Annotated in this window: 12 protein-coding genes; 5 read left to right on the top strand and 7 right to left on the bottom strand. The window is 65.9% G+C overall.

All coding sequences use genetic code 11. From position 1 onward, the window contains the following. On the bottom strand, nucleotides 1–680 hold a 680-nt coding region (locus ACFDSW_RS09435; protein ID WP_375250035.1), incomplete at its 3' end, for an FAD-dependent oxidoreductase. 128 nt (nucleotides 681–808) lie between these two features. On the opposite strand from ACFDSW_RS09435, the gene ACFDSW_RS09430 reads away from it, so the two are divergent. The 4 genes from ACFDSW_RS09430 to ACFDSW_RS09415 all read left to right on the top strand — a co-directional run bounded on the left by ACFDSW_RS09430 (nucleotide 809) and on the right by ACFDSW_RS09415 (nucleotide 5,119). Beyond that, nucleotides 809–1,582: a uracil-DNA glycosylase family protein gene (locus ACFDSW_RS09430; RefSeq protein WP_375250034.1), complete on the top strand. Its 774-nt coding sequence runs from the start codon at nucleotides 809–811 to the stop codon at nucleotides 1,580–1,582. Between the two features lie 14 nt (nucleotides 1,583–1,596). Beyond that, nucleotides 1,597–3,399: a transglycosylase SLT domain-containing protein gene (locus ACFDSW_RS09425; protein ID WP_375250033.1), complete on the top strand. Its 1,803-nt coding sequence runs from the start codon at nucleotides 1,597–1,599 to the stop codon at nucleotides 3,397–3,399. 66 nt (nucleotides 3,400–3,465) lie between these two features. Then, nucleotides 3,466–3,993 carry a molybdenum cofactor biosynthesis protein B gene (gene moaB / locus ACFDSW_RS09420; RefSeq protein ID WP_375250032.1) on the top strand — a complete coding sequence of 176 codons (528 nt, stop codon included), beginning with the start codon at nucleotides 3,466–3,468 and terminating at the stop codon, nucleotides 3,991–3,993. Nucleotides 3,994–4,039: 46 nt separating this feature from the next. Beyond that, on the top strand, nucleotides 4,040–5,119 hold the full coding sequence (locus tag ACFDSW_RS09415; protein ID WP_375250036.1) for a PA0069 family radical SAM protein: 1,080 nt from the start codon (nucleotides 4,040–4,042) through the stop codon (nucleotides 5,117–5,119). A 26-nt stretch (nucleotides 5,120–5,145) separates the two neighbouring features. Here the strand turns inward: ACFDSW_RS09415 and dnaE are convergent, their stop codons facing one another. Then, on the bottom strand, nucleotides 5,146–8,643 hold the full coding sequence (dnaE, locus tag ACFDSW_RS09410) for a DNA polymerase III subunit alpha (RefSeq protein WP_375250031.1): 3,498 nt from the start codon (nucleotides 8,641–8,643) through the stop codon (nucleotides 5,146–5,148). 186 nt (nucleotides 8,644–8,829) lie between these two features. Between dnaE and ACFDSW_RS09405 the strand changes: the two genes are divergently transcribed. Then, entirely contained in the window at nucleotides 8,830–9,339 is a 510-nt protein-coding gene (locus ACFDSW_RS09405; protein WP_375250030.1) for an HdeD family acid-resistance protein, read from the top strand. A gap of 73 nt (nucleotides 9,340–9,412) precedes the next feature. Here the strand turns inward: ACFDSW_RS09405 and ACFDSW_RS09400 are convergent, their stop codons facing one another. The 5 genes from ACFDSW_RS09400 to ACFDSW_RS09380 all read right to left on the bottom strand — a co-directional run. Further along, the gene (locus tag ACFDSW_RS09400) at nucleotides 9,413–9,892 is read right to left on the bottom strand and encodes a glutathione peroxidase (RefSeq protein ID WP_375250029.1); all 480 of its coding nucleotides are present in this window, start codon (nucleotides 9,890–9,892) and stop codon (nucleotides 9,413–9,415) included. Continuing rightward, nucleotides 9,889–10,479: a GNAT family N-acetyltransferase gene (locus tag ACFDSW_RS09395; RefSeq protein ID WP_375250028.1), complete on the bottom strand. Its 591-nt coding sequence runs from the start codon at nucleotides 10,477–10,479 to the stop codon at nucleotides 9,889–9,891. Before ACFDSW_RS09395 ends, ACFDSW_RS09400 begins: the two co-directional genes overlap by 4 nt. Beyond that, a complete protein-coding gene (locus ACFDSW_RS09390; RefSeq protein ID WP_375250027.1) occupies nucleotides 10,476–11,150 on the bottom strand; it encodes an ABC transporter ATP-binding protein in 675 nt (224 codons plus the stop codon). The genes ACFDSW_RS09395 and ACFDSW_RS09390 overlap by 4 nt, the downstream gene beginning before the upstream one ends. Beyond that, nucleotides 11,143–12,393 carry a lipoprotein-releasing ABC transporter permease subunit gene (locus ACFDSW_RS09385; protein ID WP_375250026.1) on the bottom strand — a complete coding sequence of 417 codons (1,251 nt, stop codon included), beginning with the start codon at nucleotides 12,391–12,393 and terminating at the stop codon, nucleotides 11,143–11,145. The genes ACFDSW_RS09390 and ACFDSW_RS09385 overlap by 8 nt, the downstream gene beginning before the upstream one ends. 312 nt (nucleotides 12,394–12,705) lie before the next feature. After that, on the bottom strand, nucleotides 12,706–15,010 hold a 2,305-nt coding region (locus tag ACFDSW_RS09380), incomplete at its 5' end, for a TonB-dependent receptor (RefSeq protein ID WP_375250025.1).

Raw genomic sequence — 15,010 nt, 5'->3', positions numbered from 1 at the left:
AGCTCGGGATCGATATCCCACAGTTCCTTGACGCCAAGGCCGTAGACCTGCGGATCGCAATCAGCGCGCAGATCGAAGATGCGCATCAGTTCCTTCGACAAATGCCCGCGACAACCTTCTGAAAAGAAGGTGTATTTCGCATGAAGCTCAAGGCCCGGCTGGTAATCGGCCTTGTGCGTGCCGTCGCGCGCCACACCCATGTCGCCGGTGGCGACGCCCTTCACGCTGCCGTCCTCGTTGAACAGGATTTCGGCGGCCGCGAAGCCGGGGAAGATCTCGACCCCAAGCTCCTCCGCCTTGCCGGCGAGCCACCGGCACAGATTGCCGAGCGACCCCGTGTACGTGCCCTTGTTATGCAGGAACGGCGGGGTCCAGATGTGGGGCAGATTGAACTTGCCCGTCCGGGTCAGCACCCAATGCAGATTGTCGGTGACAGGCACCTCGGCCAGCGGGCAGCCATCCTCGCGCCAGTTCGGCAGCAGCTCGTCGAGCGACTGCGGGTCGATCGTCGCTCCCGACAGGATATGCGCGCCGACCTCCGAGCCCTTTTCCAGCACGCAGACCGAGATATCGGTCTCGCGTTCCGCCGCTGCCTGTTTCAACCGGATCGCCGCCGACAGGCCGGCGGGGCCGGCGCCGACGATCACCACGTCATAGGGCATGGATTCGCGGTCGCTCACTTGCTCATCTCCTCTCGGGCGGCCGAAACGGTGATCCGCCGGTCGCTCGTCGCGTCGGTGCAACGTCTTGTCCATGCTGCGGTGCCAGCAAGTTGACCCTCGCGTCAACCGCGCATCCTATAGCGGGGATGGGGGCTGACCAGAATATCGACTGGATCGCAGCGGCGGCGAGCGCGCTCGACTGGTGGCGCGACGCCGGTGTCGACGTGGTGGTGGACGATGCGATCGTCAACTGGCTGGAGGCACCGTCGTCGCTCGCCGCCATGGCCGGGCCAGGCGCGGCGAGCCTGCCGGCGACGAGCGCTCCGGCCCCGGCGACGCTCGCCGACGCGCTCCCCGATACGCTTGAGGCCTTTATGGCATGGCGGGGCGGCGATGCCGCGCCGGAGGCACGCTGGGGTGGTGCGGCATTCGCCGCCAGCGGGCCGGCGGACGCGGAATTGATGTTCTACGTCGATTGCCCCGAACGCCATGATCGCGACGGGCTGCTCGAAGGAGACGTCGGGCGGCTGTTCGATCGCATGCTCGCCGCGATCGGACGGTCGCGCGCGGAAGTGTCGATCGCTTCGGTCTGTACGCGCCGACCCACCACCGGTCGCGTCCCGCGCGATGTCGAGGCCCGGCTCGGGTCGATCGCGCGGCATCATGTGTCGCTGGTCCGGCCGAAACGGCTGCTCGCGCTCGGTGATGCGGCCAGCCGTGCGCTACTGTCGATGAACGTGGCCGATGCGCGCGGACGTTCGCACGCGCTTAACCATAAGGACGGCACAGTGACCCTTGTCGTGGCGAGCCACCATCCGCGCTTCCTGCTGGATCGGCCGACCGCCAAGGCGGAGGCGTGGAAAGATTTGCTGATGCTGACGCGGGACATGACGATAACGGCGACGGGGACCGGAGCGTGACAATGCGGGGGACGATGAAGCACGCGCTGATGAAACGAGCGCTGGCGGCGGCGCTGATCGCCGCCCCCGCGATCACGCCGGCCCATGCCGAGCCGATGCCCCCCGCCCCGCCTGCCGCCGCGACCGGAATCCCGTCGCAACTGACCCCGGAACAGCGCAGCGGCTATCGCAACGTCTTCGCGGCGCTGCGTGCGGGGCGTTTCACCGATGCGCAGATCGCACTCGATTCCATGGCGCCCGGTCCGCTGCACAGTTATGCGCGCGCCGAACTATATACCGCCAAGGGCTCGCCCCGGGTCGAGGCGGAGCCGGTGATGAAGCTGCTCGCCGAAGCGCCCGAATTGCCGCAGGCGGAGGCGCTGGCCCGCGTGGCGAAGGCGCGTGGTGTGGTCGACGTGCCCGAACTGCCGATGCAGCAACGGCTGATCTGGAACGACGGCGCCCCGGTGCGCGCCCGCGCGAAGCCGACCGCGAGCGACCTGGTCGCCGCCGATCTGGTGACGAGGATGCAGCCGCTGATCAAGGCCGATCTCGGCGCGGAGGCACAGGCACTGCTGGAGGCTACCCCCGGCCTGTCGCCCGAGGCCCAGACCGAATGGCAGGCGCGGATCGCCTGGATTTATTTCCTGCAGGGGTTGGACGCGCAGGCCCGCCAGATGGCGGATCGCGCGGCGGCCGGCAGCGGGGACTGGGCTGTCCAGGCGCGCTGGATGGGCGCGCTGGCGGCGTGGCGGCAGCATGATTGCGCCGCCATCCAGCCGGGCTTCGAGGGGGTCGCGGCGCGCGCCAGCGATACCGATCTGCGCGCCACCGCGCTGTATTGGGCGGCCCGTGCCGACATGATGTGCGGTCGACCCGATCGCGTCGAGGCCCGGTTGAAGAATGCGGCCCAGTATAAGGAAACCTTCTACGGGCTGCTCGCGCGGCAAGCGCTCGGCCTGCCGGTCGACCATCTTCGCCCCCAACGTGTCACCAGCGACTGGGCACGGCTGGAGCGTCGCCCGAACATTCGCGTCGCGGCGGCGCTGGTCGAGATCGGCGAGGATGACGCCGCCGATCGTGTCGTGCGGCAGCAGGCGCGGATCGGCGATCCGGGCGAGTTCGCCAACCTGATCCGGCTGACCGAGACGCTCGATTTGCCCGCCACGGTCGTCTGGCTGGCGCACAATATGCCGCAGGGCGTCAGCGCCACCCCCGACACACGCTATCCGATGCCCAACTGGACGCCGGACACCGGCTGGCGGATCGACAAGGCGCTGGTCTACGCCCACACGCTGCAGGAATCGGGGTTCCGTACCAAGGTGCGTAGTCCTGCCGGTGCCTATGGCCTAATGCAGATCATGCCCGCCGCCGCCACCGACTATATGCGCGAGCGCGGGATCGCGGTGGATCAGGAGGCGCTGAGCCGCCCCTCGACCAATATCGACATCGGTCAGCGCCATATCGAAAAGCTGCGCGATATGGGGCTGACCGGCGGGCTGCTGCCCAAGGTGATCGCGGCCTATAATGCCGGGCCCCGGCCTGTCGGCGAGTGGAACGGGATGGTACGCGATAACGGCGACCCGCTCCTCTATATCGAGAGCATCCCCTATTGGGAGACGCGCGGCTATGTCGTTACCGTCCTGCGCAATTACTGGATGTACGAGGCGCAGGGGAACAAGACGAACAGCCCCAGCCGCGTCGCGCTGGCGCAGGGGATGTGGCCGCGCTTCCCCGGCCTGCCGGGTGCCTCGGCGGTACGGATGACGACGCAGAGCACCAATACCGCGCTGGCGGTGAATGCGACCGTGCCGGTCGGCACCGTCCAGGCGAATTGACGCCGATCGCTCGCCGGGGGCGGTAGCGAACTGGATCGGGCGCACGTGTCGCGGTAACGTCCCGCCATGCCCATCGACGAAACCCGCGCCTTTCTGCCCATCCGCATCGCCGTCCTCACCGTATCCGACACGCGCGGACTGGCGGAGGATCGTTCCGGCGACACGCTGGTGGCGCGGCTTCGCGAGGCGGGCCACGACCTCGCGGACCGCCTGATCCTGCGCGACGATGCCGATGCGATCGTCGCGCAACTGCATTGCTGGATCGACGATCCGGCGGTCGACTGCATCATCACCACCGGCGGCACCGGTGTGACCGGGCGTGATGTGACGCCGGAAGCCATCGAACGTGTCGCCGACAAGATGATCCCCGGCTTCGGCGAATTGTTCCGCTGGCTCAGCTATCAGACGATCGGCACGTCAACGGTCCAGAGCCGCGCCTGCGCCTGTGTCGCGCGCGGCACCTATATCTTCGCACTGCCCGGCTCGACCGGCGCGGTGAAGGACGCATGGGATGGCATCCTCAAGGACCAGCTCGACAGCCGGCATCGCCCCTGCAATTTCGTCGAGTTGATGCCGCGGCTGCTGGAGCGATAAGCCCATGCGTTCTTGATATGTTCCATTCGTGCGCTATGATCGTGCGATGGACAAGCCGAGTCGTCCGGTTCGTGGAGCCACGCTGAACGCGGCCAGCGCCCGCTTCGCGTTGCCGGTGCGTGACGCCGATGGCGACTGGCTTGACGAGCAAGCGTCGATCGATGGGGTCCCGCCCCCGCCCCGAACGCAGGTGACGGTCGAACAGCCGCGGACGATCCTGACGCGCAACCAGTCTCCCGACGTGCCGTTTGATCGCTCGATCAATGCCTATCGCGGCTGCGAGCATGGCTGTATCTATTGTTTCGCCCGACCGAGCCATGCGTTTCATGACCTGTCGCCGGGGCTCGACTTCGAGACGCGGCTGTTCGCGAAGCCGACCGCGGCGGCGCTGTTGCGAGAGGAATTGGCGAAACCGGGCTATCTTTGCCAGCCGATTGCGATGGGGACCAACACCGATCCCTACCAGCCGATCGAGCGCGACTGGCGGATCACCCGCGAACTGATCGAGGTGCTGGCGGCGTGCGACCATCCGTTGGTGATCACCACCAAGTCGCACCGCGTCGAGCGTGATATCGATCTGCTGGCGCCGATGGCCGCGAAGCGGCTGGTGGCGGTGGCGATCTCGGTCACGTCGCTCGATCCCCGGATCGCGATGACGATCGAGCCGCGCGCGCCCACACCGGAGCGACGGCTGGCGGCGGTCCGCCGGCTGACAGACGCGGGCATCCCCACTTATGTCAACATGGCGCCGGTGATCCCGGCGATCACCGATCACGAGGTCGAGGCGATCGTCGCGCGCGCCGCGGCGGCCGGCGCGCTCGGTGTCTCCTTCATTCCGGTGCGGCTGCCCTGGGAGGTTGCGCCGCTGTTCCGCGCGTGGCTCGACACTCATTTTCCGGAGCGAGCGGGCAAGGTGATGGCGACGATCCAGTCGCTGCGCGGCGGACGCGACAATGATCCGCGCTTCGGCATGCGGATGAAGGGCGCCGGGCCATGGGCGGACCTGCTGCGCGCACGCTTCCGCATCGCGCGCACGAAACATGGGTTCAGCGACGATCGCCGGAAGCTTGACCTGCGCTGCGATCTGTTCCGGGCACCGGCGGGGTTGCAGGGAGAGTTGTTTTGACGGGCCAGACCCGGCGGCGGGGTGCCTCACCCCACCGATCTGAGCCGCGTCTCCTCGATATCGAATTCCACCGCGGTGACACCGGGCAGTCCCTCGATCTGCTCGGCCAGCTCGGCATCGATCGCAAAATCCCGGCCAAGGATTACCACCGCGGTGTCGGCGTCCGCCAGCGGCACTTTCAACGTCACCTTGCCGCGCGCGCCCCGCAGCGGGCCGATCAATGCCGCCAGCGCGCCGATCGCGTCGCGGTCCGCCACGGTGATCTCCAGCGCGAAGCGGGTGGTCGACGCGAGATTATCGAACGACTTTATGCTCTTGATGGAGATACGCGGCGTTTCCTCGCCCGGCCGGCGATCGAGTTCGACCGTCAGCAACCCGCAGCCCCCCTCGCGCGCGGCGTTCTCCAGCGCCTCGGCGGCGCCATCCTCGAAACAGCTGGCGATGAACTGGCCGGTCGCATCCGACAGCGTCACCATCATATAACGGCGTCCGCGCGCCGAGGTGCGCCAGCGCGCCTCCTCGACCAGCACCGCCATCGTCGCCATCACGCGCGCGCCATCCGGAATCGGCAACTCGCCCAGCGCGGTGTAGCTGCGTGCGCCGTGCATCTTCGCCAGATGGCGGAAGCGATCGACCGGATGGGCGGAAAAATAGAAGCCGAACGCATCCTTCTCCTGCTCCATCCGCTCGGTCAGCGTCCAGCGGGCGCTGGCCGGGGGTTTGATGACGTCACCCACGCCACCCGCGTCATCGCCGAACAGGCCACCCTGCCCGCTGGTACGTCCGGCATGCGTGCTGGCGGCGATTGCAAGGATCGTTTCCGCGACCGCCTGCACCCCGGCACGGTTGCCGTCGATCCCGTCGAACGCTCCCCCCGCCGCCAGCGTTTCCAGCTGGCGCTTGTTCAGCAGGCGCGGATCGACCCGCTGCGCGAGATCGTCGAGACTGCGGAAGGCGCCTCTGGCGGCGCGCTCCTCGACCAGCTTCTCCATCGCGCCCTCGCCGACGGATTTCAGCGCCGCGAGCGCATAGCGTACTGCCGGGACGCCCGCCTCGTTCAGCTCGACATCGAATTCGGCCTGGCTGGCATTGATGCACGGCGGCAGCGCGGGGATACCGAGGCGCCGCATATCGTCGACGAAGATCGCCAGCTTGTCGGTCAGGTGGATATCGTAGCACATCGATGCCGCGAAGAATTCGGCCGGGTGATGTGCCTTCAGCCACGCGGTCTGATAAGCGAGCAGCGCGTAGGCGGCGGCGTGGCTCTTGTTGAAACCATAGCCGGCGAACTTGTCGATCAAGTCGAACAACTGGTTGGCGTAATCCGCCTTGATGCCGTTATGCTGCGCGCATCCCTCGACGAAGGTGGCGCGCTGCGCGTCCATCTCCGCCTTGATCTTCTTGCCCATCGCGCGGCGCAGGAGGTCGGCGCCGCCCAGCGAATAGCCCGCCAGCACCTGCGCCGCCTGCATCACCTGTTCCTGATAGACGAAGATCCCGTAGGTCTCCTTCAGGATCGGTTCGAGCAGCGGATGCGGATAGGTCAGCTCCTCGGTGCCCTGCTTGCGGCGCCCGAAGCTGGGGATATTGTCCATCGGCCCCGGTCGATACAGCGAGACGAGCGCGACGATGTCGCCGAAATTGGTCGGCCGCACCGCCGACAGCGTGCGGCGCATGCCCTCCGATTCGAGCTGGAACACGCCGACCGTGTCGCCGCGCTGGAGCAACTGGTACACGCCCTCGTCATCCCATTGCAGCGCGTCGAGATCGACCGCGATGCCTCGCTTGGCAAGTAGCTGCACCGCCTTTTTCAGTACCGACAGGGTTTTCAGGCCCAGGAAGTCGAACTTCACCAGCCCGGCGCCCTCGACATATTTCATGTCGAACTGCGTCACCGGCATATCGGAACGCGGGTCGCGATAGAGCGGCACCAGTTGCGCCAGCGGCCGATCGCCGATCACCACGCCCGCGGCGTGGGTGGAGGAATGGCGCGGCAATCCTTCCAGCTTGGTCGCCAGATCCCAAAGATGGCGAACCTGATTGTCGTTGGCATATTCCTTGGCCAACTCAGGCACGCCGTTCAACGCCCGTTTCAGGTCCCACGGGTCAGTGGGATGGTTCGGCACCAGCTTGGCCAACCGGTCGATCTGGCCATAGCTCATCTGCAAGACGCGCCCGGTGTCCTTCAGCACCGCGCGCGCCTTGAGCTTACCGAAGGTGATGATCTGCGCCACCTGATCGCGGCCGTATTTCTCCTGCACGTAGCGGATCACCTCGCCCCGCCGGGTTTCGCAGAAGTCGATGTCGAAGTCGGGCATCGAGACGCGCTCGGGATTCAGGAAGCGCTCGAACAGCAGCCCGAGCTGCAAGGGATCGAGATCGGTGATCGTCAACGCCCATGCCACCGCCGAGCCCGCGCCCGAGCCACGCCCCGGGCCGACCGGAATGTCATGCGATTTCGCCCACTGGATGAAGTCCGCGACGATCAGGAAGTAGCCGGGAAATCCCATCTGGATGATGATATCCAGCTCGAATTCCAGCCGGGTGCGATATTCGTCCTGCCAGCCCGGCGTGCCCGCCTGCCCCAGTTCCTCGATCCGCTTCAGTCGCGCATCGAGCCCGGCGCGGGCACGGTCGCGCAGCATCGTCGCCTCGCCTTCGCGATCGCCTGCCAGGCTGGGCAGGATCGGCTTGCGCTTCGGCGCGGCGACCGCGCAGCGCTGCGCCACCACCAGCGTGTTCGCGATTGCCTCAGGCAGATCGTGAAACAGTGCCTTCATATCCCCGGCCGGCTTCATCCAGGCATCGGGCGAGGAACGCGGCCGATCCTCGCTCTCGACATAGGAGGAACTGGCGATGCACAGCATCGCGTCATGCGCGTCGCCGAAACTGGCTTCCTCGAAGCAACTCGGGTTGGTCGCGACGATCGGCCAGCCGCGCTCATAGGCCAGGTCGAGTAGCGCCCCCTCGGCGCGCTCCTCCACCGCATCACCGCGGCGGCACAATTCGATATAGAAACGGTCGCGAAAGATCGCGGCAAGGCGATCGGCATAGGCGCGCGCGCGATCCGGTTGATCCTCCGCGAACAATCGCGCCACGCCCCCCTCGCCCCCGGCCGTGAGCGCGATCAGGCCCGTGGCATGTCGCTCCAGCAGATCGACCGCGACGTGGGGCGCCAGTTCCAGCGGACGATCGAGGTGCGCGTGGCTAACCAGCGCACACAGATTGTCGTAGCCGGTGGCATCCTGCGCATAGAGCGCGATCCAGTCGAGCACCGGCGCGACGCCATCGGGCATGTCGGGTCGCGCGAGCCCCAGCATCGTGCCGATGACGGGTTGCACCCCCGCCCCCACCGCCGCGTCGGAAAAGGCCATTGCGGCATACAGGCCGTTGCGATCGGTCAATCCGGCGGCAGGAAATCCCAGTTTCGCCGCGCGCTTGGCGATCGCCTTGGGTTCGATCGCACCATCCAGCATGGTGTAGGACGAGAAGATACGAAGCGGTACGAACCCTGAATGCGCCATCCCGGCAACCTAGGCCGGCGCGCCCGATTCTGCCAGCGCCGCGCGATCACCGGAACTCCCAAATCGCCCGTCCGTTCGCGGTCCCACCAGGAACAGGAGACGATGATGATCGACATGCGCTCTTCCACGCGCCCCGAAGCATCCCCGTCCGGCGTTCCCGCCATAGGGGCTGGCTGGGGCTGGATCATGGCTTATGGCATCGTGTCGGCGCTGGTCGGCATCGCGGCCTTCGTCTGGCCGTTCGCCGCCACCTATGCCGCCACGGTGACGATCGGGGCGGTGGTCTTCATTTCGGGCGTCTTCTCGATCGCTGCGGGCATCTTCGCCGGCGGCCACGAAAGCCGTCTTTATGCGATCCTGTTCGGGGTCATTTCGGTGATCGCGGGCGCCATCATGGTGCTGGAACCGATGACCGGCGCGATCTCGCTGACCCTGTTGGTGACGGTGTGGCTTGCGGTACGCGGCGCGCTCGAAATCTATTGGGGTCTTCGCATGAGGCGGCGGCGCGGGCTGATGATCGCGCTGGGCGTGATCAATCTGCTGCTGGCCGCCTTCATCCTGGCGACGGTGCCGTGGTCGGCGCTGACTCTGCCGGGGTTCATCCTGGGGATCAGCTTCCTGTTCGGCGGGATCACCGCGATCGCGGCGGCGTGGGATCATCGATCCGGCGCGAGCGCCTTTGCCATGCCGGGCTGAACGCGCCGCGCCCGGTGGATATGGTGGCGCACGGTCACGGCTAACGCCGCCACTTCTTGATGGCCATCCCCGCCTACAGCAGCGCTTCGACGTCCGCCGCAAGATCCTCCGGTTTGGTCGTCGGGGCATAGCGGCGGACGACCCGCCCGTCGCGATCGACCAGGAACTTGGTGAAGTTCCACTTGATCGCCTTCGACCCGAGCACACCGGGCGCGTCGCTCTTCAGCCGCTGGAACAAGGGGTCGGCGGCATCGCCGTTGACGTCGATCTTGGCGAAGACGGGGAACGTCACGTCATAGGTCAGCGAACAGAAATTCGCGATCTCGGCCGCATCGCCCGGCTCCTGCGCGCCAAATTGATTGCACGGGAACCCCAGCACCTCGAATCCACGCTCCGCATAACGACGATGCAGCTCCTCCAGCCCCTTGTATTGCGGGGTGAAACCGCATTTGGACGCGGTGTTGACGATCAACAGCACTTTGCCGCGATAGCGTTCCAGCGCGGCAGGGGAGCCGTCGGCGGCGGTGACAGTGAAATCGGTAATCGCGGTCATCGCGTTTTCCCCAGCAGGAATTCGAGGTTGATTCGTATGCCCGGCCATTCCGAGGCGATGATCGAATAGACGACGATATCACGCACGCGCCCGTTGAACACCTGATGCGACCGCAGCACGCCGTCGCGCTTCGCGCCGAGCCGCTCGATCGCGACCTGGGAGCGCTTGTTGAACCAGTCGGTGCGGATCTGCACCACATTGCAGCCAAGCACGTCAAAGGCATGCGTCAGCAGCAACAGCTTCGCCTCGGTATTCACCCCGCTCCGCTGCACGGAGCGCGCATAAAAGGTGCCCCCGATTTCGACGCGGCGATGCTCCTCGTGCATGCGCATCAGACGGGTCAGCCCGACCACCCGGCGATCGGGCGTCTCCACGGTCAGTGGCAGCGCGCGGCCATAGTCGCGCTCCCGCAACGCCGCCGCGACAAATGCCGCCGGGTCGGTCAGTCCCGAAACATTCGCGAAGAACAATTCGGTCAGGTCGCCATCCCCCGCCGCCGCCGCCAGCGCGGGCGCATCCTCGATAAGCAGGGGACGCAGCGTGACGTGACGGCCGATCAGCGTCGGCGCCTCACGCCACGGATTCACTGCAACTGGCCCTCGTGCAGCCGCACGACACGATCCATCCGCGACGCCAGACGCTCATTATGGGTCGCGACCACTGCGGCGGACCCTTCCTCGCGCACCAGCCGGAGGAATTCGGCCAGCACCACATCGGCGGTGGTTTCGTCGAGATTGCCGGTCGGCTCGTCCGCCAGCACCAGCGCCGGGCGGTTCGCCAGCGCCCGTGCGACCGCCACCCGCTGCTGCTCACCGCCGGACAATTGCGCCGGACGGTGGGTCAGCCGATGCCCGACCTTCAGCGCCGACAGCAATGCAGTCGCGCGCTCTTCCGCCGCGGCGCGCCCCGCCCCGTGGATCATTTGCGGCAGGACGACATTTTCCATCGCGTTGAAATCGGGCAGCAGGTGATGGAACTGATAGACGAAGCCGAGTTGATCGCGCCGGACGCCGGTGCGCCCCGCCGCGTCCAGCCGTGCCGCCTCGGTGCCCGCGATGCGGATCGATCCCTCGAACCCGCCCTCCAGCAAGCCGACCGCCTGCAGCAGCGTCGATTTGCCCGAGCCCGACGGCCCCAGCAGCGCGACGATCTCCCCGGCGGCAACGGTCAGATCGACACCACGCAGCACGTGGATCACTGTCTCGCCCTGCGTGAAGCTACGCGCCAGGCCGCGCGTTTCGAGTACCACGTCACTCATACCGCAGCACCTGCACCGGATCGGTGCTCGCCGCCTTATAGGCGGGGTAGATCGTTGCCAGGAATGTCATCACCAGCGTGACGATGACGATCACCGTGATCTCCACCGGATTGGGTTTCGACGGCAATTCGGTGAGATAGCGGATCGACGGATCCCACAGATTCTGTCCGGTGACGAGCTGTACGAAGTTCACCACGCCCTGACGGAAGAACAGGAAGACCGCGCCCAGGATCAACCCCGCGATCGTGCCGAGCACGCCGATCGACGTCCCCACCGTCATGAAAATGCGCAGCATCGCACCGCGGCTGGCGCCCATCGTGCGCAGGATCGCGATGTCGCGCGTCTTCGATCGCACCAGCATGATGAGCGAACTGGCGATATTGAACGCGGCGACGAGGATGATGATGCACAGCACCACGAACATGGCGACCCGTTCCACCGCCAGCGCATCGAACAGCTCGGCATTCAGGCGCCGCCAGTCGGCGATCACCGCGATGCCGCGCACCTTCTCGGCCAGCGGCGCCAGAATCTCCCCTACCCGATCGGCGTCCACCGTCTGCAGTTCGACCAGCCCCACCGAATCGCCCATCAGCAGAAACGTCTGCGCGTCGGGCAGCGGCATCATCACATAGGCTTTGTCATAATCGTAGATGCCGACCTCGAAGATCGCCGCGACGCGATAATTGACGATCCGTGGCACGGTACCGAACGGTGTGGTTTGCCCCTGCGGGCTGATCAGCGATATGTCCGCGCCCACCGTCGCGCCCAGCGCCTCCGCCAGTCGCGCGCCGATCGCGATATTGCTGCTGCCCGCGGTCACCGCACGCAGGTTTCCCAGCACCACTTTCGACCGGATCGCGGGATTGTCGCGGATATCCTGCACCTGCATGCCACGCAGCAGGATGAACTCGGCACGGCCGTTATAGGTCGCGAACAGCGGCTGCTCGATCAGCGGCACCGCGCTGGTGACTCCGGGGGTAGCCTTCGCCTCGGCGATCACGCGCCGCCACTCGGGCAGCCGACCGTTGAACCCCTGAACCACCGCATGGCCGTTCAGCCCGACGATCTTGTCAAACAGTTCGGCGCGGAAGCCGTTCATGACGCTCATCACGATGACAAGCGCCGCGACGCCCAGCATCACCGCCCCCAGCGAGAAGCCCGCCACCAGAACGATGAACCGCTCGCCCCGGCCCGGCAGCAGATACCGCCGCGCGATCATGCTTTCATAGCGCGACAGCAACATGCGCGAGCCTCTAGGATGCCGCCCGGCGCGACGCAACCAGCCATGTGGCGGAATCGCCACAGCGGCGCCACATTCGGTTTATCCCCCGTTCATTTCGGTCGACAGCCCCCCATGGCGCGGCCCATAGAAATGCCACTGGCACACAGGCAACGGCCGTGGTTCGGGGAATGTCGCCAGGTCCCGCTTCGTCACCGAAGCGCGCGGGCCGGGGGACTGGATTAGGGGGCTGACGAGTGATCGTCACGCAGGCGCCCGGGTCGTGAGAAACGGCCCGGGCGTTTGCTATTGGCCACCGGCGCAGCGCACAGATGCTCAGAACGACGCCGATACCGTCACACCATAGGTGCGCGGATCGCCCGGTTGGCCGACGATCAGCCCGGTGTTGCCCGACTGGGTCGCCAGCAGCTCGTAATAATCCTTGTCGAAGGCGTTGCGCAGCCAGAGGAAGGCGTTCAGCCCCTGGTCCGAGCGATAGCCCAGCCGGAAGTTCGACAACGCATAACCGTCGATGTTGGTGTAGATCGATTCGGACGGATTGGCGGAAAAGCTCGAACGATAGCTTCCGTCATAACCGACATAGACATTCCCGCCAGCCGCCAGCGGCACGCCATATTCCGCGCCATAGGAAAACGCCCATTTCGAGATGCCGGGCAGCCGCTGCCCGGAAACGTCGCAGAACGAAGGGCTGTACGACGGTGCGGTCGCGGTGCCTGCCTGCCCGGCCGGGCTGGCGGGGTTCGCGGCAGTGGCCGTGGTCCCACCCGACAGCTCGGGTGGGCATGGCGCATCGGTGAAGCGGACGTATTTCGCGTCGGTATAGGCGCCATTGACATAGACGTTGAGTCGCGCGGTCGGGCGGAAGGCGCTGTCCACCTCCACGCCGCGCGTGCGCACCTTGCCGGCATTCGCCAGATAACCGCGCAACACGCCCAGCTGCCCGTTGGTGACGGTCGCCTGATAGTCCTCGATATCGGTCCAGAACGCTGCGATATTCACCGTCGCACGCCGATCCAGGAACTGCGTCTTCAGCCCCAGTTCGTAGTGATTGACCTTTTCCGGCCGGACGGTCGCGGCGGAGAGGATAGGATTGTTGTTTGCGTCGAGCGGCAGGCCCGACAGGTTGATCCCGCCCGATTTGTAGTTGCGCGCATAGGTCGCATAGGCATGAACGTCACGCGACACGGTCCAGGCGGCGGTGATGTCGCCCGACACGTTCCAGTTATCGAAATCGGGCTGATAGCTTTGCGGCGCCAGCACCCCGCGCTGGTCGTTGTTGAGCGTCGTCGAACCACTGCCTGTCGTGACGACCGACACATAGGAGCCGCGCTTCTTGTCGTAATTGACGCGCAACCCCGGCGCGATCGAGAAGGCGTCACTGATATGCCAGGTCAGCTTGCCGAACGCGGCGGCGGAGGTGTTGGTGAAGCCGATCGTGTTCCGCGCGGTCAGGCCGTTCAGCACCGCGGGGTTACATGCATTGGCGGTCAGCGTCGAACAGCCATTGGCAAAAAAGGGCGGATTGCCGGGGTTGAGCAGAAACCGGCTCGCCGCCGATCCCTGCACCTGCAAACCCTGCGTGTCGATCGTCTGATAGAAATAGAACAGCCCCGCGACATAGTCGAAGCGATGCGTCCCGTTCGACGCGACCCGCAGTTCCTGGCTCCACTGCTTCTGCTGTGACGGATTGGCCGAGACGGTGGTGATCGGCAGGCCGATGAAGTCGCGGTCGTTCGACGGCTGCCAATCCCAGAAACGATAGGCCGACACCGAGGTCAGCGTCGCCGCACCGAGATCCCAATTGGCCACCAGCGAGGTGCCGCCCAATTCCTGCCGCGCCTGCAACGGCGTATCGACATCGGTCAGCCGGTCGAAGGCGTTGCGCGACGGAGGCTGATAGTTGAACGCCGCTGCCAGCGCATCATATTGGCGCGCCAACGGTCGCTGCGTCGTCCCGACGCGCGCGAAGATCTGGACGCAACAATCCGGGTTCTGGAAATTATAGTCACCGTATAGCGTCAGGTCGAGATTGTCGGTCGGCTGCCATAGCAATTGTCCGCGCACGCTCTTGTTGTCCTGCCCGTTGGCATGGACGCCGGTGGCGACGTTGTAGATCGTCCCCCGCCGTGACGTGACCGACGCGGACAACCGGATCGCCAGCCGGTCCTCGATCAGCGGGCCGGACGCCGACGCCTTGGCCTGGATGAAGTCGTAATTGCCGGTGCTGAACTCGACACGCGCCTCGGGGGTGAAGCTGGGTTTTCGCGTGGTGATGTTGATCGCACCGGCGGTGGTGTTCTTGCCGTACAACGTCCCCTGCGGCCCGCGCAGGATCTCGATCCGTTCGGTATCGGTGAAGTCGAACGTCGCTGATGCGATGCGGCTGTAATAGACTTGATCGACGTAGATGCCGACGCCCTGCTCGATCCCGTCATTGGTCAACCCGAACGGAGCCCCGAGGCCGCGGATATTCGCGGCGGAATTGCGCGGATTGGTGGAATAGAATTGCAGCGTCGGCTGGATCTGGGTCAGCCGATTGACATTATAGACGCCGGTTTCGGCCAGCGCGCTTCCACCGATCACCGACACCGCCAGTGGTACCGTCTGCACGCTTTCGGTG

It is taken from the genome of Sphingomonas sp. (genome assembly GCF_042091075.1).
Taxonomy (GTDB): Bacteria; Pseudomonadota; Alphaproteobacteria; order Sphingomonadales; family Sphingomonadaceae; genus Sphingomonas.
This window is presented reverse-complemented; position numbering and strand designations above follow the sequence as displayed.

Excerpts from the sequence above, each read along its gene's own strand:
- ACFDSW_RS09430 (WP_375250034.1), top strand. The coding sequence starts at position 809 with ATGGGGGCTGACCAGAATATCGACTGGATCGCAGCGGCGGCGAGCGCG.
- ACFDSW_RS09425 (WP_375250033.1), top strand. The coding sequence starts at position 1,597 with ATGAAGCACGCGCTGATGAAACGAGCGCTGGCGGCGGCGCTGATCGCC.
- moaB (WP_375250032.1), top strand. The coding sequence starts at position 3,466 with ATGCCCATCGACGAAACCCGCGCCTTTCTGCCCATCCGCATCGCCGTC.
- ACFDSW_RS09415 (WP_375250036.1), top strand. The coding sequence starts at position 4,040 with ATGGACAAGCCGAGTCGTCCGGTTCGTGGAGCCACGCTGAACGCGGCC.
- dnaE (WP_375250031.1), bottom strand. The coding sequence starts at position 8,643 with ATGGCGCATTCAGGGTTCGTACCGCTTCGTATCTTCTCGTCCTACACC.
- ACFDSW_RS09405 (WP_375250030.1), top strand. The coding sequence starts at position 8,830 with ATGGCTTATGGCATCGTGTCGGCGCTGGTCGGCATCGCGGCCTTCGTC.
- ACFDSW_RS09400 (WP_375250029.1), bottom strand. The coding sequence starts at position 9,892 with ATGACCGCGATTACCGATTTCACTGTCACCGCCGCCGACGGCTCCCCT.
- ACFDSW_RS09390 (WP_375250027.1), bottom strand. The coding sequence starts at position 11,150 with ATGAGTGACGTGGTACTCGAAACGCGCGGCCTGGCGCGTAGCTTCACG.
- ACFDSW_RS09385 (WP_375250026.1), bottom strand. The coding sequence starts at position 12,393 with ATGTTGCTGTCGCGCTATGAAAGCATGATCGCGCGGCGGTATCTGCTG.